This window comes from candidate division WOR-3 bacterium, assembly GCA_039801365.1.
In the GTDB taxonomy this organism is placed as follows: domain Bacteria; phylum Hydrothermota; class Tepidihabitantia; order Tepidihabitantales; family Tepidihabitantaceae; genus JBDRUN01.
Genome location: JBDRUN010000014.1, coordinates 1 through 22018 on the forward strand (window position 1 = coordinate 1; position 22018 = coordinate 22018).

General features: G+C 57.8%; 19 protein-coding genes. 12 read left to right on the forward strand and 7 right to left on the reverse strand.

Translation table 11 applies throughout. The features are described 5' to 3' along the window. Both ABIL25_03365 and ABIL25_03370 read left to right on the forward strand, forming a co-directional pair. The coding region (locus ABIL25_03365) for a response regulator (protein ID MEO0081318.1) at nt 1-460 on the forward strand (460 nt) is incomplete at its 5' end. Beyond that, nucleotides 420-2138, forward strand: coding sequence for a GspE/PulE family protein (locus ABIL25_03370; protein ID MEO0081319.1), 1719 nt, complete (start codon nt 420-422; stop codon nt 2136-2138). The genes ABIL25_03365 and ABIL25_03370, both read left to right, overlap by 41 nt. A gap of 15 nt (nt 2139-2153) precedes the next feature. On the opposite strand, the gene ABIL25_03375 is transcribed toward ABIL25_03370, so the two are convergent. Further along, entirely contained in the window at nt 2154-4304 is a 2151-nt protein-coding gene (locus ABIL25_03375) for a sodium-translocating pyrophosphatase (GenBank protein ID MEO0081320.1), read from the reverse strand. A gap of 167 nt (nt 4305-4471) precedes the next feature. Here ABIL25_03375 and gcvT point away from each other — a divergent pair, with 167 nt between their 5' ends. The 7 genes from gcvT to ABIL25_03410 all read left to right on the forward strand — a co-directional run bounded on the left by gcvT (nt 4472) and on the right by ABIL25_03410 (nt 11277). Next, nucleotides 4472-5569, forward strand: a complete 1098-nt coding sequence (gcvT, locus tag ABIL25_03380; GenBank protein MEO0081321.1) for a glycine cleavage system aminomethyltransferase GcvT — start codon at nt 4472-4474, stop codon at nt 5567-5569. Nucleotides 5570-5577: 8 nt separating this feature from the next. Next, nucleotides 5578-5973 carry a glycine cleavage system protein GcvH gene (gene gcvH / locus ABIL25_03385; protein MEO0081322.1) on the forward strand — a complete coding sequence of 132 codons (396 nt, stop codon included), beginning with the start codon at nt 5578-5580 and terminating at the stop codon, nt 5971-5973. Between the two features lie 65 nt (nt 5974-6038). After that, nucleotides 6039-7379: an aminomethyl-transferring glycine dehydrogenase subunit GcvPA gene (gene gcvPA / locus ABIL25_03390; protein ID MEO0081323.1), complete on the forward strand. Its 1341-nt coding sequence runs from the start codon at nt 6039-6041 to the stop codon at nt 7377-7379. Continuing rightward, entirely contained in the window at nt 7379-7573 is a 195-nt protein-coding gene (locus tag ABIL25_03395) for a DUF6485 family protein (GenBank protein MEO0081324.1), read from the forward strand. Before gcvPA ends, ABIL25_03395 begins: the two co-directional genes overlap by 1 nt. A gap of 77 nt (nt 7574-7650) precedes the next feature. Then, nucleotides 7651-9126 (forward strand): aminomethyl-transferring glycine dehydrogenase subunit GcvPB, encoded by a 1476-nt coding sequence (gcvPB, locus tag ABIL25_03400; GenBank protein MEO0081325.1) that lies wholly within the window; start codon nt 7651-7653, stop codon nt 9124-9126. A gap of 71 nt (nt 9127-9197) precedes the next feature. Next, nucleotides 9198-9515: a hypothetical protein gene (locus ABIL25_03405; GenBank protein ID MEO0081326.1), complete on the forward strand. Its 318-nt coding sequence runs from the start codon at nt 9198-9200 to the stop codon at nt 9513-9515. Then, nucleotides 9478-11277, forward strand: coding sequence for a glutamate mutase L (locus ABIL25_03410; protein MEO0081327.1), 1800 nt, complete (start codon nt 9478-9480; stop codon nt 11275-11277). The genes ABIL25_03405 and ABIL25_03410 overlap by 38 nt, the downstream gene beginning before the upstream one ends. A 6-nt stretch (nt 11278-11283) precedes the next feature. Here ABIL25_03410 and ABIL25_03415 read toward each other — a convergent pair whose 3' ends face one another. The 6 genes from ABIL25_03415 to ABIL25_03440 all read right to left on the reverse strand — a co-directional run bounded on the left by ABIL25_03415 (nt 11284) and on the right by ABIL25_03440 (nt 17713). Next, nucleotides 11284-12759 (reverse strand): S8 family serine peptidase, encoded by a 1476-nt coding sequence (locus ABIL25_03415; GenBank protein MEO0081328.1) that lies wholly within the window; start codon nt 12757-12759, stop codon nt 11284-11286. Beyond that, complete coding sequence (locus ABIL25_03420; protein ID MEO0081329.1) at nt 12756-13349, reverse strand: Ig-like domain-containing protein; 594 nt, start codon at nt 13347-13349, stop codon at nt 12756-12758. The genes ABIL25_03415 and ABIL25_03420 overlap by 4 nt, the downstream gene beginning before the upstream one ends. A 202-nt stretch (nt 13350-13551) precedes the next feature. After that, the gene (locus ABIL25_03425) at nt 13552-14931 is read right to left on the reverse strand and encodes an MBL fold metallo-hydrolase (GenBank protein MEO0081330.1); all 1380 of its coding nucleotides are present in this window, start codon (nt 14929-14931) and stop codon (nt 13552-13554) included. Next, the gene (locus ABIL25_03430; protein MEO0081331.1) at nt 14928-15806 is read right to left on the reverse strand and encodes a deoxyribonuclease IV; all 879 of its coding nucleotides are present in this window, start codon (nt 15804-15806) and stop codon (nt 14928-14930) included. The genes ABIL25_03425 and ABIL25_03430 overlap by 4 nt, the downstream gene beginning before the upstream one ends. A gap of 33 nt (nt 15807-15839) precedes the next feature. Continuing rightward, nucleotides 15840-16169, reverse strand: coding sequence for a hypothetical protein (locus ABIL25_03435; protein MEO0081332.1), 330 nt, complete (start codon nt 16167-16169; stop codon nt 15840-15842). 131 nt (nt 16170-16300) lie between these two features. Continuing rightward, nucleotides 16301-17713 (reverse strand): hypothetical protein, encoded by a 1413-nt coding sequence (locus ABIL25_03440; protein ID MEO0081333.1) that lies wholly within the window; start codon nt 17711-17713, stop codon nt 16301-16303. Nucleotides 17714-18059: 346 nt separating this feature from the next. On the opposite strand from ABIL25_03440, the gene ABIL25_03445 reads away from it, so the two are divergent. From ABIL25_03445 to ABIL25_03455, 3 genes are all read left to right on the forward strand, one after another. Beyond that, a complete protein-coding gene (locus ABIL25_03445; protein ID MEO0081334.1) occupies nt 18060-19163 on the forward strand; it encodes a DUF763 domain-containing protein in 1104 nt (367 codons plus the stop codon). 68 nt (nt 19164-19231) lie between these two features. Then, a complete protein-coding gene (locus tag ABIL25_03450) occupies nt 19232-20695 on the forward strand; it encodes an RsmB/NOP family class I SAM-dependent RNA methyltransferase (protein ID MEO0081335.1) in 1464 nt (487 codons plus the stop codon). 30 nt (nt 20696-20725) lie between these two features. Next, nucleotides 20726-22018, forward strand: a 1293-nt coding sequence (locus tag ABIL25_03455; protein ID MEO0081336.1) for a 2-oxoacid:acceptor oxidoreductase subunit alpha, incomplete at its 3' end; no start/stop codon positions are given.

The window sequence follows — 22018 nt, forward strand, 5'->3', positions numbered from 1 at the left end:
GAGCCTGAGTCCCATGGCGCGCATTCTGGTAGTGGACGACGAACCCGACATCCGTGCTGTGCTCTGCGCTCGGCTGCAGGCCGCCGGTTACGCAGTCGAGGTAGCGCGCAACGGACTCGAGGCGCTCGCCCGCGTGCGCAGCCAACGTCCTGACCTAGTCATACTAGACCTCATGCTGCCAGGTGCCGATGGTTTCTCGGTCTGTGCTATGCTGAAGCGCGACCAGCGTTTCGCCGACATACCGGTCATAATCCTCAGTGCACGAAATAAGCCGGCCGATCAACAGAATGCCGCGGCTCTTGGTGCCGATGCCTATCTAACCAAGCCGTTCCGACCCGAAGAATTGCTGGGCTACGTTGCAAGTCTCCTCAACCGAAATCGGGCAGACGCGGACGGCGCCGAGTCTCGTCCCACCATCAATGGCGATGAACGAATACCGGCTCCGCAAGTTGCTTCGTGACCGGGTCGGATTGGAAGAGTCTGAAATCGCCAGTCTAGGTCACGAGGCGGCAAAAAGTGAGTCAGACCTTGAGGACGTTGTCGTACGCCGTGGCATTCTTTCCCGGTCCCGGCTCTACGAGATGCTGGCCGAGGAATTGAACCTACCCTACGTTGATCTGAATAGCTACCGGTTCGATGCTGAAGTGCTGGCAATGATATCGGCGGAGCTATGCCGCAAGCATCAATTCGTCCCTCTCTTTCGTGTCAACGACCGCCTCTCGATCGCAACCGCTCGGCCGGATGACATCGCTGCACTCGACGAGTTACACCGAACTGTTAACATGGAGATCAGCCCAGTCGTCGCCGACCCTGAGGCAATTCGCACCGTCATTAGTCAACGCTACCAGCCGGAGCCGAGCTCTGCATTGGACGCGGCTGCGGTAGTCTGCGAGGCCGACGTAGCCTTGCGATTTATCGAGGCCGAACAGACCCGCCGCTGCCTGGAAGACCTAGCCAGCGAGGCTCCGGTTGTGCGCTTCGTCAACTCTTTACTAGAGCAGGCAGTTGCTGAACGAGCCTCGGACGTGCACATCGAACCGAATGAGCACGAACTTCGCGTTCGCAGCCGCGTCGACGGCCTACTGCGCGAAACCGGACGATTTCCCACTCGGCTCCACGCCGCTGTAGTCTCACGGGTGAAGATACTCGCTGGCATGGATATTTCGGACAGACGGCGGCCCCAGGATGGGCGATTCGATTTCCGCGTTGCCTCCCGCGAGCTCGACGTGAGAGTCTCTACCTTCCCGACCATCTGGGGTGAGAACATCGTCATGCGGCTGCTCGATAAGTCGGCGAGTACGCTACGTCTGACCGAGCTGGGTCTGGACGAAGCTACGGCGTCACGCTTCGAGAGGGTTCTTCGCCAACCACATGGCATCATTCTCGTGACCGGCCCAACCGGCTCAGGTAAGACGACAACTCTGTACTCGATGCTGACCGAGCTGAACAGCGAAGAGCGGAACATCATCACACTTGAAGATCCGGTAGAGTACCGGCTCCCCCGGATAAGACAGTGCCAGGTGAGTCCGAAGGCCGGCGTGACATTCGCGTCCGGGCTGCGTTCAATACTGCGTCAGGATCCCGACGTCATCCTGGTGGGTGAGATTCGCGATGCCGAAACTGCGGAAATCGCATTCCAGTCCGCACTCACCGGTCACCTCGTGCTTTCCACATTGCACACCAATGACGCCGCCTCGACCCTAACCCGGCTCCTAGACATGAACCTCGAACCTTTCCTTGTTTCTTCAAGCATCCTTGCCGTGCTCGCTCAGCGGCTGTGTCGCCGCGTCTGTCAGCAGTGTCGCGAGGAGTATCGGCCCGCCGTCGAGCTTACTACCCGGCTTCGGCTCAATCCCGAGGTTCGGCTTGTGCGCGGCCGCGGTTGTTCTGCGTGCTCTGGCCGCGGCTACCGAGGGCGGCTTGGCATATTCGAACTGTTGACCATGAACCCAGCCATCCGGCAGATGATCATGACCCGTCAGTCGGCCGAGGAAATCCGGGAGCAGGCTGTCAAGCAAGGTATGAGAACGCTGCGTGAAGATGCGCTGGCTAAGGCCCAATCGGGTCTCACAACTGTCGAGGAAGTCCTGCGTGTCACCCAGGACTGCGAGATTGCATCGACCCTCTCATCCCCGTAGAACCTAATTCATTCCCTATTTCAGCCACGGCAGGTAGGACGACACCTTGAGTACCAACCCCAGCACCACAATTGAGACCATCGACTGAAGTTTCAAGAGTATGTTCAGAGACGGTCCGGACGCATCCTTGAACGCATCGCCAACCGTGTCTCCGACGACTGCCGCATGGTGGGCCGGAGAACCCTTGCCACCGAACATTCCTTTCTCGATGTACTTCTTCGCGTTGTCCCATGCTCCACCCGCATTCGCCGAGAATATCGCCAGACAGAAGCCGGCCGCGAGGCCACCGGCCAGGAAACCAGCCACGCCTTCGGCACCCAGTAGCACGCCGACTACAATCGGTCCGACAATTGCGAGAAGCGTCGGCGCAACCATCTCTTTCTGAGCGGCCTTGGTGCAGATAGTCACCGCCCTGGCGTAGTCAGGTTTCGCCTTACCTTCCATCAAGCCGGCAATCTCCCGGAACTGCCGTCTCACCTCCTCGGCAATCTTTGAAGCAGTTCTACCCACCGCTCGGAGGATCATTGAACTCACCCCCATCGGCAGCATCGCACCCAGAAATAGCCCGGCGATGAGTCGTGGATTGAGCAGAGTGAATTCAAGTCTGCTGACGTACTCACTTGCCGCCGCACCGAGAATCTCTGGAGCCTTGACAACGATTTCTCCACGGTAGGCAGCGATCAACGCCAGCGCGGTCAGGGCCGCTGACCCGATGGCAAACCCCTTGCCGGTCGCAGCAGTGGTGTTACCTAAGGCATCCAGGGCGTCGGTCCGCTCTCGCACGATTGGCTCCTGCGCGGTCATCTGGGCATTACCACCAGCGTTGTCAGCAACCGGGCCATAAGCATCGGTTGCAAGCGTGATACCGAGTGTTGAGAGCATACTAACCGCAGAGATACCGATACCATAGAGACCAAGCCCCGGGTTCGACGCACCGCCAGCCATGTAGTAGCTGGTGATTATTGCAACCGCCACCGTGACGACAATCGGCAGAGTCGAGTTCATACCTACGGCCAGCCCTTCGAGCAGAACGGTCGCAGAAGATGTCCTTGCCTCGCTTGAGATACCCTGCACTGGTCGGTACGAATCAGATGTGAACCGCTCGGTGAAGTAACCGATGACGACACCGGCGAGAAGCCCGGACAGAATCGCCCAATAGACACCAAGATGCTCAGGCAGAAGCCACCGTACGGCAAGAAATCCTAGTACGGCCGCAAGGACTGTGGCACCCCACACGCCTGAGCGTAGGGCACGCAACAAAACTGACTGCTCGGCCTTTTCTCCCGCGCGCACCAGGAAGCTGCCGGCAATGGAGGACAGTATGCCTGCTCCGGCCAGCACCATCGGCAGCAGCACGCCGTTGACACTTGCGGTTCCGCCGATGGCAGCGAAGGCGACGACCGACAGCGCCATCGAAGCAACTATGGAATCAACATAGGACTCGTACAGGTCCGCTCCCATCCCCGCAATGTCACCGACGCAGTCGCCAACATTGTCCGCAATGACTGCAGGATTGCGCGGGTCATCCTCAGGAATACCAGCCTCAATCTTGCCGACCAGGTCGGCTCCCACGTCAGCGGCTTTGGTAAAAATGCCACCGCCAACACGGGCGAACAGCGCCTGCGACGAAGCGCCGATGCCAAATGCAATCATCGTCGAGGTAATGACCGTCAGCTTCTCCACCACCGGCAGGTGTGCGTAAACCGCGTTCAGTACCAAGTACCAGATAGAAAGGTCCACAAGACCCAGCCCGACCACTGTCAGGCCCATCACCATCCCGGAATTGAACGCCACCCGCAGACCGGAGTTCAGACTAACTTTGGCCGCCTCGGTGGTCCGGGCGCTGGAGCGCGTACCAATAGACATTCCGATGAAGCCCGAGAGGCCGGAGAAAAATCCGCCGGTCAAGAACGCAAATGGCACAAACCACGACTGAAGGCGGAGCACCGCCAGAATGCAGAGTAGCACAAAGACCACTCCGAAGAACAAGCCGACGCCCTTGTACTGCTGCTTCAGGTATGCTGTTGCGCCGATTCGCACCGCCCTAGCCACCTCCTTCATTGGCTCGGTACCCTCGCTCATACTGAGGTTTCTCAAGGCCAGGTACAATGCGAACAGGAGCGCCACAACTGCGCCGCCGGGTGCAATCCAAAATACGGGACTGATATTCACCGATGCTCCTTTCTTATCTTATGCGGTGCGTCAGTATATGAGCCGCACCTCGTAAGTCAACCCCGGCGTCCGAATCTGTGAAACCACAAGGATAATGTCATAATGGCACAGGGAAAATCGTACCCTTGACTATCTGAGACACGCCGATAATATTGGCTTCCATGCTCAAGACAACACCATTCCACGGTAAGCACCTGGCCGCGGGCGGCCGGATGGTCAACTTTGCCGGATACGACCTGCCGGTCATGTTCCGGGGAATTATCCCGGAGCACAAGAAGGTAAGGACCGCAGTCGGCGTATTCGACGTGTCTCATATGGGTCGTATCGTGGTCCGTGGCAATGGAGCACTGAACTTCATCAACTACCTGACGACAAACGATGTCTCAACGCTCGCGGTAAATCAGGCCCAGTACTCAGTCATGTGCTACCCTCACGGCGGTATTGTGGACGACCTGGTCATATATCGGCTTCCCGACCATTATCTGCTCGTTGTTAACGGAGCCAACAACGAAAAGGACACTGCCTGGCTCAGGCAACATTTGTCCGGAGATGCTCAGTTCGAGAACTTGACCGACCAAATTGCCCAGCTGGCAGTCCAGGGACCTAAGGCTGAGCCAACGTTACAGAAGATATGCTCAACCGACCTCTCCACCATCGGATTCTACCGGGCGGCGCGGACTGAGCTGGCCGGCGTCGAAATGCTTGTTTCCCGCACCGGCTATACCGGCGAGGATGGTTTTGAGCTGTACTTTCCGGCCAAATACGCCAGCACAGTATGGGACGCCATCTTTGACGCCGGTCGTGAGTTTGAGATTGAGCCAATCGGCCTGGGTGCGCGCGACACCTTGCGACTTGAGATGAAAATGGCTCTCTATGGAAATGACATTGACCAGACCACCAACCCGATTGAAGCTGGACTGGGTTGGGTGGTCAAACTGGACAAACCTGGCGGCTTCATTGGCCAGGACGTGCTCCGCCGAGTACACGAGGAAAAGCCGACGCGCCGTCTCGTGTGCCTTGAGATGCTCGACAACTCCATCCCCAGACCGCGCTATTCTATCCTGTCGAAGGACGTGGAAGTAGGGCACGTTACCAGTGGCACCAGGTCGCCATCGCTAGATAGGGGAATTGCACTCGGTTATGTCCGCCGGGACTTGGCCGGCACCGGCACCGAGCTAGAAATTGACATCCGTGGTCGAAGAGCAGGAGCCAGAATAGTAAAGCCCCCGTTCTATAAGCACGGCTCCAGAAAACAATAGGAGAGAGAATGGCGAACATACCCGGAGACTTGAAATACACAAAGACACACGAGTGGGTGAGAATCGATGGCGACGTCGTAACTACCGGCATCACCGACTTTGCCCAGCGTGAGCTCTCGGACATTGTCTATGTGGAAATCAACACCGTAGGCAGGCAGGTCAAACGGGACGAACCGATGGGTACGATCGAGGCGGTGAAGGCAGTTGCCGACCTGTACGCACCAGTCTCAGGCGAGGTAATCGAAGCCAACGAGTCGCTGAAGGACGCTCCAGACTTGGTCAACAAGGACCCGTACGGAGCCGGATGGATGGCCAAACTCAGACTCTCCAACCCGGACGAACTCAAGGGACTGCTCGACTCGACCGCGTACACCGAACTCGTCAGGAAGTCCGAACACCACTAGCTGCAAACCCCCGATGACCGGTCAACCTAACGGCAGGAAGCGCTAAGGCACTGAGGACAGCGACCGTGTGTTTCACCCCTCACACCGACGAAGACCGTAGGCTAATGCTCGAACGCATCGGCGTAAGGACAGTTGACGAGCTGTTCGCCGGCATCCCGAAAGACATCCGGCTCAAGCGCAGACTCGAGTTACCAGCTCCTGTCTCGGAACTCGAAGTCCTGGCTGAGCTTGGTCAACTGGCTGAGGCAAACCAAGACCTAATCTGTTTTGCCGGCTGCGGAGCCTACGACCACTTCATCCCGGCAGTGGTGGATGCCATAATCAGCCGGTCCGAGTTTTACACCGCCTATACTCCGTATCAGGCTGAAGTAAGTCAGGGGACATTGCAGTCAATCTACGAGTTTCAGTCCCTGATCTGTCGACTGTTTGACATGGAAGTTGCCAACGCCTCGATGTATGACTGTGCCTCAGCCCTGGCCGAGGCAACGCACATGGCCCGCGACATTACCCACCGGTCTCGGGTGTTGCTCTCAGGCGGGGTGAACCCCCGCTATGTTCAGGTGGTGCAGACGTATGCCCAGGGACTCAGCATCCCAGTAGAAACAGTCGCGCTCGTCAATGACTCATCAGACTTGGCCAGCCTCGAAAAATCGCTATCCTCGGACGTGGCCGCAGTCATCGTCCAGCACCCCAACTTCCTGGGCAGTCTCGAGCCGACGGTAGAAATCGGCCGCCTGGCCCACGCAGCCGGAGCACTGCTCGTTGTCGCGGTTGATCCGATTTCACTGGGAATCCTGCCTGCTCCTGGAACTTATGACGCTGATATTGTAGTTGCTGAAGGTCAGAGTTTAGGCATCCCTCTGAGTTTTGGCGGACCCTACCTCGGGCTTATGGCCACTAGGCGCAGATACGTCCGCACCATGCCCGGCCGCTTGGTAGCCCGCACCACGGACCTTGATGGTAACATCGGTTATGTCCTGGCGCTTCAGACGCGCGAGCAGCATATCCGCCGGGAAAGGGCTACCTCTAATATCTGCACCAACCAGGCGCTATGCGCGCTGGCTGCCAGCGTGTACCTGAGCTGGATGGGCCCGGACGGCCTCAGGGAAGTCGCCACTCAATGCCACGCAAAATCTTCGTACCTGGCTTCTGCCATCGCCAAGATACCGGGATTCACGCTGTGGAACAGAAACCCCTACTTCAAGGAGTTCGTTGTCCGCACCCCGGTTCCGGCCCGTGCAATCATCGCGGAGGGGATGAAACATGGCCTGCTGTGCGGCGTTGACCTAGGATGCTTCAGGCGGGAATGGGAGAGCCTGCTCCTTGTTGCGGTCACGGAAAAGAGAACAAGGACTGAGCTAGACGCCTATGCCCGATTCTTGAAGCAGGAGTTCGGGAGCAGGTGATGGAGTGCAATATCAGGAATAACACCCGGTACTGTACCTGCACCTATGAGCCGTGTGCGCGTAAGGGCCGGTGCTGCGAATGTCTTGCCTACCATCGCGATAAGGGTGAGCTGCCCGGTTGCTACTTCCCGGCCGAGGTCGAGAAAACCTACGACCGCTCGCTTGCCCGTTTTCTCGCATGCCACCGAAAGTGAACATGAAATCACCAAACAAGAACTTGCTTGGCTGTTCCCTGCCGTCCGCTCCTTTCTGCTCGGCCGACTGAGTCACCATGAGTACTGAAAAAACGCTGTTTGAACTTGCGCGGCCAGGGCGCAGAGCGTGGTCTCTACCTCAGCTCGACGTGCCATCAGTTGAACCGGATTACGGGTCCGTCCCGCTGCCCGACCTGCCTGAACTCAGCGAGATTGACATCGTCCGCCATTTCACGCGGCTGTCGGTCCTCAATCACCATGTTGACAAAGGGTTCTACCCGCTCGGGTCCTGCACGATGAAGTACAACCCAAAGGTAAACGAGGTCGCCTGCCGTCTACCTGGGTTTGCCAGAGTGCATCCGCTTGTTCCCGAATCAGGCTGCCAGGGTGTGCTGCGTCTAATGTACGAGCTAGGCGAGTTTCTCAAGGAGATTACCGGATTCGATGCGGTGACACTTCAACCTGCGGCCGGCGCTCACGGTGAACTTACCGGCATCCTGATGATTCGGAAGTATTTTGAAAAGAAAGGGGAAAGCCGGCCCTTTGTTCTTGTGCCTGATTCTGCTCACGGTACGAATCCGGCCTCGGTGACGCTCTCCGGGTTCAAATCGGTGGAGATCAAGTCAAACGAGCAGGGCCGGATTGACCTGGCCGAGCTGGAGCGCCAGTGTTCTGACTGCGTTGCGTGTTTGATGGTCACCAACCCCAACACCCTGGGCATATTCGAGACCCAGGTGAAGGAAATCTGCGAAATAATGCATCGCCGGGGTTCGTTGGTGTATCTTGACGGTGCTAACCTCAACGCCTATCTCGGGGTTCACCGACCCGGAGACGTCGGGTTCGACGTAATGCACATTAATCTGCACAAGACATTCTCCACTCCGCACGGCGGCGGCGGCCCTGGTTCCGGCCCGGTCGCGGTAAAAAACAACCTAGCACCTTTCCTGCCGGTGCCACTGGTGAAGAAAAAATCGGCTACTCAGTCTCCCTGTTCTTCCTCCTTCTACCTTGACTACTCCCTCCCCGACTCCATCGGCCGGGTGTTGGCGTTCCATGGCCACTTCGCCGTGTTGGTACGGGCTTACACCTACATAAAGATGCTTGGTGCTGACGGTCTGCGGGACGTTGCTGAGAATGCGGTGCTTAGTGCCAACTACATCCGCGCCCAGCTCAGGACTAAGTATCATCTCCCCTATTCCGAAATCCCGCTCCACGAAGTCGTTTTCTCTGGTTCGAACCTGAAGCAGTACGGCGTCCGTACCTTGGACGTAGCCAAGCGGCTTCTGGACTACGGTGTGCACGCGCCAACCGTGTATTTCCCACTTATCGTACCCGAGGCCCTGATGATCGAGCCGACCGAGACCGAGTCGCTCGAGTCCCTTGACGACTTCATCCGGGCAATGCTCGACATCGCCGAAGAAGCGAAGACAAACCCCCAAGCCCTACATCAGGCTCCGACCCGCACCCCGGTACGTCGGCTTGACGAAGCCCGTGCCTCGCGTGAACTGGATGTATGCTACCCAAGGCAGCAACCCGGAGTTCAAGGGGTCTAGCATGGACGTGAATGCTTGGTCAACTTGCTTCTTGGCCACCCGAGCTCTCAACCTCCAAAAACTTCCGCCCCATGTTCGCCTCTGACATTCCGCTCGAACGTCGTGAGGAACTTCTGGACCGCATTGCCCGCAAGATTGTTGACCTCAGGTTGACGCCGGTTGCTATCGTGATGCTCGAGTCATCGAAACCCGTGTCATTTGTCGGCTCGCAGGTGATGGTCTTCTTACAGCCCATCATCACTGCGGTATTCCCGTTTCGGCAGTACGATGAGATTGCAGCGCTACTGGAGGAGCGTTCTAACATTGAGCTCCTGATCCGCAAGATTGAGCTACTGGAGGATGCAAGACCTCATGGAAAAGGAAAAGATAACAAGAATCCTGGCAACTGACTGCGGCTCGACCACAACCAAAGCGATTCTCATCGAGAAGACCGGCTCAGAGTACCGGCTCAAGACTAGAGGCGAGGCACCGACTACGGTCGAGGCGCCTTTTGAGGACGTTACCAAAGGAGTTCTGAACTCGGTCATGGAGGTCGAGGAACTGTCCGGCGTCAAGCTGCTCGAGGGCGACCGAATCCTGAAACCCAGACAAGCCACACAGCGGGGCACGGACGTTTACATCTCAACTTCCTCGGCCGGCGGCGGGCTCCAGATGATGGTTGCGGGCGTCGTCGTCACAATGACTGCAGAGAGTGCGGCCCGCGCCGCATTGGGCGCAGGCGCGATTGTCATGGACGTGATTGCGAGCAACGACGGCCGGCTCCCGCATGAGAAAATCGAGCGCATTCGCACACTACGACCGGACATGATTCTCCTAGCCGGTGGCGTTGATGGCGGCACCGTATCCCACATCGTCGAACTGGCCGAACTGATCGCTGCCGCTGACCCGAAACCCAGGTTCGGAATTGGCTATAACCTGCCGGTCATCTACGCCGGCAATAAGGACGCCCGCGAGCTCGTCCTAAAGGCGCTGCGCGAGAAGTCGGCCCTGGTCGTCGTCGAGAACATCCGGCCTGTACTCGAGCGGGAGAACTTGCAGCCGGCCCGAAACAAGATTCACGACCTTTTCATGGAGCACGTTATGGCTCACGCGCCCGGTTATCGCAAGCTCATGGAATGGACCGATGTACCCATCATGCCCACACCTGGTGCAGTCGGGCTGCTGATTGAGAACATTGGCAAGAGCCAGGGTATCGCGGTTCTGGGCGTGGATATCGGCGGTGCAACCACCGACATCTTCAGCGTGTTCCAGGGCGTTTTCAACCGCACAGTATCGGCCAACCTCGGTATGTCCTACTCGATATCCAACGTCCTGGCCGAAGCCGGCGAGAAGAACATCATGCGCTGGGTTCCATTCCATATCGAGGCGGCCGAGGTGCGCAACCGCATCCGCAACAAGATGATCCGGCCCACAACTATCCCGGCCACCCTCGAAGAACTAAAATTGGAACAGGCGATTGCCCGTGAGGCCCTACGCTTAGCACTCCTGCATCACAAATCAATGGCCGTTGGCCTCAAAGGTGTGCAGCAGGAGCGTACCATATCGGATGCCTTCGACCAGACCGCATCAGGCGAGACCTTGGTCAACATGATGGACCTGAAGCTCGTCGTCGGGTCTGGCGGTGCCCTGTCTCATGCGCCGAGAAGAGTCCAGGCTGCGATGATGCTCCTTGACGCATTCCAGCCTGAAGGCGTTACCCGTCTGACCGTTGACTCGATCTTCATGATGCCGCATTTGGGCGTACTCACTGAAGTTCATCCTGAAGCTGCGTACGAGGTGTTTGAGAAGGACTGTCTGATTCACCTCGGCACGAGCATCGCACCAGTCGGAACAGGAAGAGAAGGCACGAGATGCGTCTCGGTCCGTATCACTGACAAGAAGGGCTCGACCCAGGAAGCCACGGTCAACTTCGGCGATGTCAAGCTTCTGCCGCTGGCAGTTGGTGAAAAGGCGCGGGCGGTCATCAGACCGGAACGCGGCTACGATGTCGGTGCCGGAACGGGCCGGGACTACGAGGCTGAGGTCGAAGGTGGCCTCGCCGGGGTCATCATTGACTGCAGGGGAAGACCTCTTGTCCTCCCTGAAGACGACACCCGACGCATCGCTGCTCTCAACAAGTGGACGGCCCAATTCGGCGCATACCCAGCCTGAGAAATACTAGTGCAGGACCACAAACTTGCTCTTCCTGAACCCGCGCCGGTCACGAAGCAGCGCGAAGTAGGAACCCGGGTTGACCCTGGTCTCCTGTCCACGACTGACCCTGGCTACAAACCTGCCCTGGCAGTCGTAGAGCATCATCTCATCGGCCTCGTCCACAACCCGCACCGGCCCACGAATCACTTGAACCGACACACGCCGACCAGAATCTTGGCCGAGCAGCACTGCCAGTTGCATGGCTCTCGCGGCATTCACTAGGCCGTAGCCAAAATACTCGTCCCGACCGACTAGCCCTTTGTCAATCGCCGACGCGGCAAGAATCGCCCGTACCCGTGAAGCTGATAGACTGTTGCCTGCACTCAGCAGCAATGCGGCCACGCCCGTAGCCTCCGGGCAAGCCATTGACGTTCCACTGGCGAGCGCGTACGAACCGCCAACTGTGGTCGAAAGTATACTCACCCCCGGCGCGACCAACTCCTGCTCAGCCCCGTAATTGGAGAAGTCGGCAAGACCGGAATACTCATCAAGCGCACCTACGCAGACACACTCGGGCAGCGCCGCAGGGTACTGCACCGTGCCGGCCCCGGCATTCCCGGCAGCTCCGAACAGCACTACATTGTTCTGAGCCGCATACCGGCATGCCTCCTCAAGCGGTGTCATTGACTGATTTGCACCCAGACTCATATTCAACACCCGGCACCCGCGGTCAACCGCCCAGCGGATTCCGGACGCTAGGTCTGACAAGTCTCCGGAGCCGGAATCATTCAGCACCCGCACCGCAACCAGCTGTACCTGAGCCCAACCGGCCACGCCGACACCGTTGTCCATGACTGCCGCGATAATGCCAGCAACATGGGTACCATGAAACGCCTCAGGTATTGTGGAATTGTCCGGCCTTGGGTCATCGTCGTCCCGGACAAAATCCCGGCCATACTGCCCTGGTACGAACCGTGCCGCCAAGTCTGGATGCCAGTACTCAACGCCGTTGTCAATGACCGCCACCTTCACACCCGTCGCACCAGTTGCAATATCCCAGGCCTTGTCTGAGTACATTACCCACTTATCCCACTGCTGGGTAAGAAAGAACGGGTCATTTGGAATCCTTGAAGCCTCTATTCTCACGTCCGGCTCAATGTAGCGCACACCCCTGACCCCGGGCAGGTCAAGCCGCTCGTTTGCTGTATGACATACGAAAAAACCACAACCCTGGTCCAGACGCACAACCTCAACCCCGGCCCGCTCCAGCCCGGCCCGGACTTCAATCTCATAACCGGGCATGAACCCGACAACGTACTGACCGGGAATGCGGGCATCTGCTTCAGGAACACTTTTGCCGCTCCGGCCGTGCGGCACAGCCAGTTCTGACCCGGACTCGAAACTTCGCTCAAGCACCGGCACCAACGTAACCTCGGCCCGCCCCACCGGCATCATTTCCGGCCTGGGCCACAAACACAGAAACAGCAGTATGATACTCATTGCCTCTGCTCCAGGGAAAATCTCACCCAGCATGTTATCTGCGAACCACTCGTGTTCAGAAACACAAGATAGAACGAATCGCTTTTTGTCACCCCGGCCCGCACTGTAAACTCGGCACGGTTTACTTCCTCAAGAATTGCCGAGTAGGAACGTCCTGCCTGAAACTCGCGGTAATTCCCGGCATCAAGCCAGATGAAACGGGAAAGCACGCCCGGACCCGAAAGCCGGAACTCACCGGCAACTGTATCGCCCAGCTCGGCCGAAAACTGTACCGGCCAGTAATAACCGGACTGAAGGCTGAAACGACCATGAAAAATGTCCTGCTCGCTGCCCACTGACACCTGCACGTTTACGGTATCACTATAGCCTTTGTTCCCGGAGAAATCCTCTGCCCGACAGAATAGCTGATGCCAGCTCTGATTCTCAAGATTCCGCGTGTCCCATTCAACCTCATACGGCCGGGTCGCATCTGTTCCGATCCTCGAACCGTCAACAAAGAACTCTACCTCTGACACACCGCTCGTGTCGGTAGCCTCGGCCCGCACCAGCACAATCCCGCTCACCAGCGACGAATCAGTTGGTTGCAACATTTGGCACACCGGCGGAGAACTGTCTTCAAATAGCCAGCAGCCAGCAAGAACCAAGGCTAGCAGAGGGAAGAGTAGTCTGGCCGCAGCCTTGGGTAAAACTGGGCGCAGATGCTCACGCTGTGGGTCGCCCATTTTCACGGCTGCCAGCTCCGGCGTTCTACACTTTGCGCGATGGCTTCTGACTTCGGACCTTGCTTCTTTCCTAAAGCTCATGCTCGTCCCCCGTTTCTGGAATAATCACCTCTCTCGCACCAAGCTCCACCAGCGCCTGACGCATTGCTTCGGCTGCGCCGGTCTCGGCGTGCACCAGGAAAACCTTTTTCAGCCGGGGCAGATTCATCCGGGCTACATACTCCAACAGCCCGTCACGGTCTGCGTGGGCGCTGAACTCATTCATCACCTCGACCTCACACCTAAGGTCGTATTCCTCACCGTAGATTCTCACTCTCGGTTGACGCTCGGCAATCCGGCGACCAAGCGTGCCATCGGCCTGAAACGAAACAAGTAGCACCAGATTACGCTTATCCGAAACCGCGTGCTTCAAGTGATGCAGCACCCGGCCGGCCTCGCACATCCCGGAGGCCGAGATAATAATGCACGGTCCGGCAAAGTCATTCAACGCCTTGGACTCCTCGACGCTTGCGACGTAGGAAAGACCTGGAAAGTCAAACGGCTCATCGTGTCCGGCAAGCACTGCCATCGCCTCGTCGTCATAATACTGCGGGAAGCTACGGAAAACTTCGGTAACACTAGCAGCCAAAGGACTGTCAACGAACACCGGTACTTCAGGAATCATAGAGTTCTGGCGCAGCCGGTTCAGGGTATAGACGATTTCCTGGGACCGCTCAACCGCGAACGCTGGAACGATTATCCGGCCACCTCTTGAATACACCCGGTTGACGATTGCGGCAAGCCGGTCGGCAACTTGACTGTAGTCAGTGTGTACCCGGTCACCATAGGTCGCCTCCATGATAAGGTAATCCGCCTGGTCAACCTGCACTGGGTCACGGATGATCGGCATCTTCCGCCGACCCAAATCACCGGTGAAGAGCAACCTTCTTCCCTCGACCTCGATATCCACCAGCGCCGAACCCAGTATGTGGCCAGCATCGTGCAGCACCACCGAAAACGGCCCGAGCCTTTGAGGCTTGGCATACCGCGTGCCTCGGAAATAGCGAAGTGACTCCTGCGCGTCTGCGACCGTATAGACCGGTTCCTTGGTCGGCTCTCCCCTCTCCCTCCGTTTCTTGTTCAGGTATCTGATATCGGACTCCTGGATACTCGCCGAGTCTAGAAGCAGAACCCGGGCAAGAGCCAGAGTACCGTTGGTAACAAGAATCGTACCCCGGAACCCGTGCTTGACCAGATTCGGCACATTACCGACATGGTCAATGTGTGCATGGCTGACAACACAGTCGTCGATCTCACGGGCTTTGAAGGGCAGGTGCCGATTGGTATGCTCGGCCAGGTCGCGATGACCCTGAAACAGGCCGCACTCAAGGAGCAACTGATGTCGGCCTGCGGTCAGGAGGTGCTTTGACCCGGTTACGGTTCGGCACCCTCCCCAGAATCTAACCTTCATGTCCGCTGTCGGTTGTCGGCAGACTGCTGCCCGTCTGTACGGACCAGACCCCGGATGACCCTCATGTTCTCTAGATCGTCCCTCACGTTCTTGCGCGGTGTCTCCATAATACCAGGTAGGTACGAAAGTAAGGGATGATTCACGATAAGCCTGAACCCCTCAAACCCGATTTCGCCCTTGCCGATGTGCCAGTGCCGGTCCTTGCGTGAGCCCAGGCTGGTCTTCGAATCATTGAGATGCAAGAGGTGCAACCGGGAAAGTCCAACTGTCCTGTCGAACTGGCGGAGAGTCCTGTCCAGCCCCGCTTTCGTTCGTAGGTCATACCCAGCCTCAAACATGTGCGCGGTATCCAACACGACCCCGACCCGGTCACGGGTCTTGACGCGTGCCAGGACACCAGCAATCTGTTCAAACGTGTAACCGACCTCGGTACCCATACCTGCGGTGTTCTCAAGCAGCAAAGTTACAGACTCAGGCGAACCTTCCAGAATCCGGTTCACGTTCCTTGCCACGTTTTCAAGTGCAAGGCCCTCGTCAGTACCGGTTGCCCGGCCCACGTGCGCTATCAAGAACCGCACACCTAGCCTCTGGCAGCGCTCCGCGTCAGACACAAGAATCTCTTCGGTCATCCGGCTTCTCCTCGCATCCGCGGCCGCAAGATTCACAAGATAGGGCGCGTGTACAAACACCGGCGAAATCCCGGACTCGGCAATGTCGCGGCGGAAAGCCGCGGCCTCATCCGGGTCAACGGGCACAGCCTTGAACCCGCGCGGATTCCGGGTGAAGACCTGTATTGTTTCACACCCGAGCCCAACGGCTCGGTCACGCACGTGAGAGAAACCGCCGGCAATCGAAACGTGAAAACCGAATCTCACTTGTTCTCAATACTAGACCTTCGGGCCCTGGTGTCAACGGACGCCGGACGAACGAACCACAACCTGAAGCGAATTTGACCAGCCAGAGAAAAGCGGCTCCTTCGGATCGTAGATATCGTAGCACCGGGCGGTCACAGCGAACGTATCCGCTCTTCGCCATGTGTGTTCGAACATAACCGCGGCGCCAGAAGCAACAAAATCTGGATACTGTGTCGTATCGCCATCGCCCCAAGCGAGAAACACCGCAACACTGTGACCATCCGGGTCATACACCGTCACATCAAAGCTTGTCGGTATGCCGACCCAGGTCTCGCTCGGGCCCGAAACGTGTGGTATGAGCGGTGCGTGATTATGCCAAGGCACGGGCGGCTCCTCCTCACACCCGAGAACCGCCAGGCCGACCAACAGAAGAGAAAGGCGCCCTGGCCTCATTAGATAAGGAAAGACCGAAATACACAGGCGATGAGGCTGCCAGCAGGACACCTCGAAAACGCTCACCTTGGACCCGGTGCTTCGCATCGGTTCCGACCTCGACTTCTGGTACTGCCTTCAGGCTCCGGGCATAACACGCCTGAGTCGTCATGTTGAATAAGACGCAGGCCCTTGACCCGCTGAAACCAGGAAACGCATCGGATGGTGCCCCGTTCCGGATCCGGGCCGAGGTTCTTCACCAAGGCGTAGTATCCGTCCCGCGTGAACATGGCAATATATGACTCCATCACGGTCGCGTCAACCGTGTCCCGGTAAAGCAGACTGTCGTACTCGGGCAAGGGCTGCTGTACGCTGCCAAACAATGTCAAAAGGCCGGTTCGACGCCAAGACCCGGCTGGTACGCCTCCCGGGTCATCTGGCCCAAGATGCGGTGTGGCAAAATAGAACCTCGGTCCAGTCCAATCAGGCGCAAAGTCGGTGAAATAGAAATCAACCGCTCTGGCATTAGTCGTGTCCGCCATCGAAAACGTACCACCGGCTCCAGTAATGGTATCCCAGCCATAACCCGATTCTCCACCAGCGTTCAGCTCGTACAGCAGTGTCGTCGGTGTAAGAACCGGAACCGTACTCAGGGTTTCAACCGCGAACCGCTCCTCAGAGCCGAATACCGATGAAACCGTGTAGAACCCGGTCCGGCCAATCGGATCATGGTAAGAGCTTGTCTTCTGAGTGGAATCTGCCAGCCCGAATACGCCGCCGATCGGTCGAAACCATACCCGGTACCACACTGAACCCGGATTGTGGCCAGCAGTCCAGCGCAGCCGAACATTCGTGCCGCTCGTAGCCCTGAGCGCAAGATTACGCGGCGGTTCAAGCGGCCAACCGCTCACTGAGACGGAAAGAGGCTCTGACCACAGACTCATACTTCCACTCTTGTCCCTGGCCCTGGCCCGGACTGCAAATGTTCTGGTCTGTCGGTATGTATGGCTGTCGCTTGCGACTCGACCCGCGGACCCGAAGCCTGACCACGCACCCAGCGTATCACCCCAGTCGAACTGAACGCTTACGCTTTCCCCGGATACATGACCGGGAACGACGCTGAACCAGCAAACGGTATCCACATATGCCGAGGACGGACCTTGGGGTGCAGCCGTAACATAGGGCCCGGTCATCACGACCGTAACCGCCAGCGGACTGGACCAGTCCGACTCAAGCCTGCTCCGGTCCCGTGCACGCACACGCACCGTGTAACAACCGCTGTCCAAATAGATGTGAGGCCGAAAGAACGTATCACCCGCAACAAGTTCTGCAGACCATTCATGGCTCGAACCATCGCCCCAGTCAAATAGGTACGACAAGTCACCGCCGTCGGTATCAAAGCTCGTAGCCCAGAACCACAAAGTATCCCCGGGCCTGCCCTGAGTCGGCCCCCCGGCCGCTGGCCTGCCCGGCGGCCGCTCTCCAGAACAACGCACTGTCCAAACCAGTGCTAGAACAGACAGCAACACGCCAAGTCCATGGACACAACAACGCCCCAGGTAAGACGGGCGCTTGCTGGAACTCGGACAGCGGCGGCGTCCAGTATCCAACTCGGCTACTGCTGGTCGGTCTCTAGCCATTGGTACCCATCTCAGCTTATGGGCCAGGTTCGCATCTGTCAACCCAACCAAACGGCATTGCACATAAACTACTCTCCTACTCTTTGTTACCCCAGCCGCAGCCACCGAGACCTGTGCCGCCTGTGATCCCAGTCACACTTTACTGTAACTGCCAGTGTTTTCAGTCTTGGCACGAATACGACTTTTCGGTTAGAATTCGTGTGTGCGAACCGGCCATGCAACGTTGCCCTTGCACTGGGGTACGACACCGAAGTGGCTCTTCTCCCGAATGGTAAGGTTGGGCCGGGCGATTACTCAGCTAATCATTGCTGAATACGGCAGCGAAGAATTCTTGCGTCGGATATCAGACCCGGTCTGGTTCCAGAGCCTCGGGTGCGCACTCGGTTTCGACTGGCACTCCTCGGGCCTGACAACAACGGTGTGCGCAGCCCTGAAGGAAGCCGTGAAAGGCGACGAGGAAAACCTCGGGCTGTACGTCTGCGGCGGCAAAGGTGCGGTCTCGCGTAACACTCCTGATGAGATCCGCAAGTTCTCCGACCGTTTCGGCCTTGACGCTGATCGGTTGGTCCGGGCTAGCCGACTCACGGCCAAGGTAGATTCAGCCGCATTGCAGGATGGTTTCCAGGTGTACCAGCACGTGTTCTTCGGAACAACGATTGGAACCTGGGCCGTGGTACAGCAGGGGATGAACCCCGATACGGGATGGGCAAGACGCTACCACTGGCTGTCCATCGGCCTGGACGATTTTGTGAATGAGCCCCACGCAGGCATCGCCGGCGACCGTTCAGACAAGGTGCTGAATATGGTTGCTCGGGAAGCCAAGGACTGCCGTCAGGCATCCGTCACGCTCGCAACCGAGCATCCGAGCAGGGTCTGTCGGGAACTGAGCCATGCGAGATATCTCGCCTTGCCCGAACACCACCCAATCCTCGGTTCGGACATGGCAGGTCGATACCTGTATAAGAGGCTCCTCGCAACATACGAACAACAGCCTGGGGACTTTGCCGAGCTCTTGCTCGTGCCTGGAGTTGGACCGAAGACCGTGCGAGCCCTGGCCCTGGTTGCTGATATCGTTCTCGGCGCAAAGCCGAGCTTCCGCGACCCGACGACCTACTCCTTCGCACACGGTGGCAAGGACGGTTATCCATATCCGGTTGACAAGGCCGGGTATGACCAGACCATCGCGATTCTGGAGAAGAGTATCAGACAGGCGAAGCTAGGCGGCCAGGAGAAGTTGGAAGCTTTGCGCCGGATAGAGCTGTTCTACAAGGAAAAGGAGACCAATGACGAACGCTGGATACAATGATTCCGGCAAGTCTGAACCATTGCAACCGATAGCTCCGCGGTTGTGCAGCCGGAAGCAAGATGTGAGTCATGGCTGATACCTCGCGACGAACTTTACCACCAGAATTTGTAGAACGCTACAAGCAGTTCATACCCGACTTCGAGGCCTTTTCTGATGCAATGCTCCGCCCGCCCAGAAGAACACTGCGGGTCAACACGCTCAAAGCAAGCCGAGAAGAAGTCCTTGAGTGGATTGGCGATCTCGCGCCGAACCAGTCGCCCTGGTGGGACCTTGCGTTTGAGGTCAGGGAAGCTGACGGACTGGGTAAGAGACTCGGTCATTTCATCGGACTTTACTACCTGCAGGATGCATCTTCGATGGTGCCGCCGCTTGTGCTTGACCCGAATCCCGGCGAACTCGTGCTGGACATGGCAGCAGCACCGGGTTCAAAGACTACCCAGATGGCGGCAATGATGCAAAACACAGGGCTGCTGATTGCAAACGATTCCTCAAGTCAGCGGATTAGGGGCCTACTCGGTAACATTGACCGGGCCGGATGCCTTAACGTTGCCGTTTGCCGGATGGACGGCGTGTTACTATCGCGACGGCTTGCGGGTAAATGCGACCGGGTACTGGTTGACGCGCCCTGCACCTGTGAGGGAACCATCCGGAGATCAGGTCAGGCCCTAGACCGCTGGTCGGTCGAGGCATGCGAGCGTTTCGGCCGGCTGCAGAAAGGACTTGCGGTTGCTGGTTATCGAAGCTTGAAACCGGGCGGAGTAATGGTGTATTCAACCTGTACCATTGCACCGGAGGAGAACGAGGAAGTTGTCGTGCACGTGCTGGACAAGTTCCCGGACGCTGAGGTTTTGCCGGTCGAGCTGCCCGGTTTCGCGATGCGACCAGCTCTTGAGAAATGGCGGGGCAGAACTTTCCCTGGTGCATTACGCAATTGCCGCCGCATTCTGCCTCAGGACAATGACAGCGAGGCTTTCTTCGTAGCGCTGATAAGAAAAGGACGGACAACCGATGAGACCGGATTCCGGGAGGGAATAGCCAATCAAAGTTCGATCCCTCAACGCAGAACCCAAGAGCCAAGGTCCAGGTCACCTTCTGCACTGTCAGCTACAACTCCACGGCCGGTGCGAGAATTATGCGAACGTTTCGGGGTCCCGGCCGTGGTATTCCAGCGACTGGGTACCGCGACTGGACCAGGTGCGGTGTTCGTCGGCACCCACGAAGTCATGGCCTTCAATGCAGTGAGGCCGATGCGTCGGGGCATAAGACTACTGCGTGTGTTCCCTCATTCTGTGAAGCCAACCACATGGGCAATGCAAATCCTCGGCAGGTACGCTACGCGTAACTGCATTGACGTAACCGAATCTCAGGCCGTACGGTTGATTGGTGGCGAGCAATTGGAAACGGTAGCGCCGGCCGAAGACGGTTTCGTACTCATCCGGTGCCGGGAGTTTGTTGTCGGCGTCGGGCTCTATCGCCGGCCATTCCTTAAGTCTCTGATACCGCGGCACCGACCCGTACAGGATATTCCTTGACCGGGTTAGTTTTCATCCTACGATAAAGCAATGGTTGACGTCACTGTCGTCGTCGCCGGCGAAGCCGGACAAGGTGTCCGATCTGCCAGCGAAACGCTGGCACGTCTATTTTCCCGATCCGGGTATCACGTTTTCGCATACCCGGACGTAATGTCCCGAATCCGGGGCGGACACAATTTCACGCGGATAAGGGTCTCTGAGGAGCCGATATCTGCTATCAGCGGAAAGATAAACGTGCTATTGGCGCTGGATGATTTCTCGGTCGAGGAGCACAAGCGAGAAATGGTGAAAGGCGGGGTTATACTGAAGGAAGGCCAAAGTCCTAGGGTCCGGGCCTCGGATATCGCACAGGTCGTAACCCTGCCAATGCAGGAAATCGCAAAACAGCAGGGCGCTGACAGAGTAGCGGCCGGAGCTGTTGCACTCGGCGCAATGTGCGCTTTGGTCGGATTTGACACGGCCCAACTGGAAGAAATCCTGTCCAATCAACTAAGCCGTAAGGGAAGTGAAACGGTGAAACAGAACCGCCGGTGCGTCCGGGCCGGATTCAAGGTAATAAGGGAGCAAGTGTCGCCGGACTGTCCATGTCGGATACCGCCGAAGGGACATCCGGTACCGCGCATACTCCTGACCGGCAATCAGGCAGTCGCAGTGGGAGCTCTGAGTGCTGGAATCCGGTTCTATGCCGGTTATCCGATGTCGCCTTCGACCGGAATCATGGAGTTCCTCGCCCGCCGGCAGAAGGAATTCGGACTGGTGCTGGAACAGGCCGAGGACGAAATCGGCGCCATTAACATGGTGTTGGGCGCTTCGTACGCGGGCGCACGAGTGATGACGGCCACCTCGGGAGGTGGGTTTTCGCTAATGGTCGAAGCCTTGGGTTACTCAGGAATGGCCGAACTACCGATCGTCATCATCCTGTGTCAGCGGCCAGGGCCGGCGACCGGCTTCCCGACTCGAACCGAGCAGGCCGAGCTTCTGTTCGTAATCAACGCCTCCCAGGACGAGTTCCCGCGGTTCGTGTTCGCGCCAGGGAACGCGAGTCAGGCTGCGTCCTGCACCAGGCGAGCATTCGAACTTGCCGAGCGATTCCAGGCTCCGGCCATAGTGCTTTCAGACCAGACAATTGCCGATTCGTTGTGGACCGTTGACGAGCTTGACATCCGACCTCTGCTCCGACGGGACGACAGGGCAACTGAACCTGAACCGTATTCATACCTGCGATACCAAGTTACAGAAGGTGGAGTGTCACCAATACTTACGCCCGGCACCAGACACCAACTGGTGTGCTCAATCGGGAGCGAGCATGATGAAAGAGGGCTT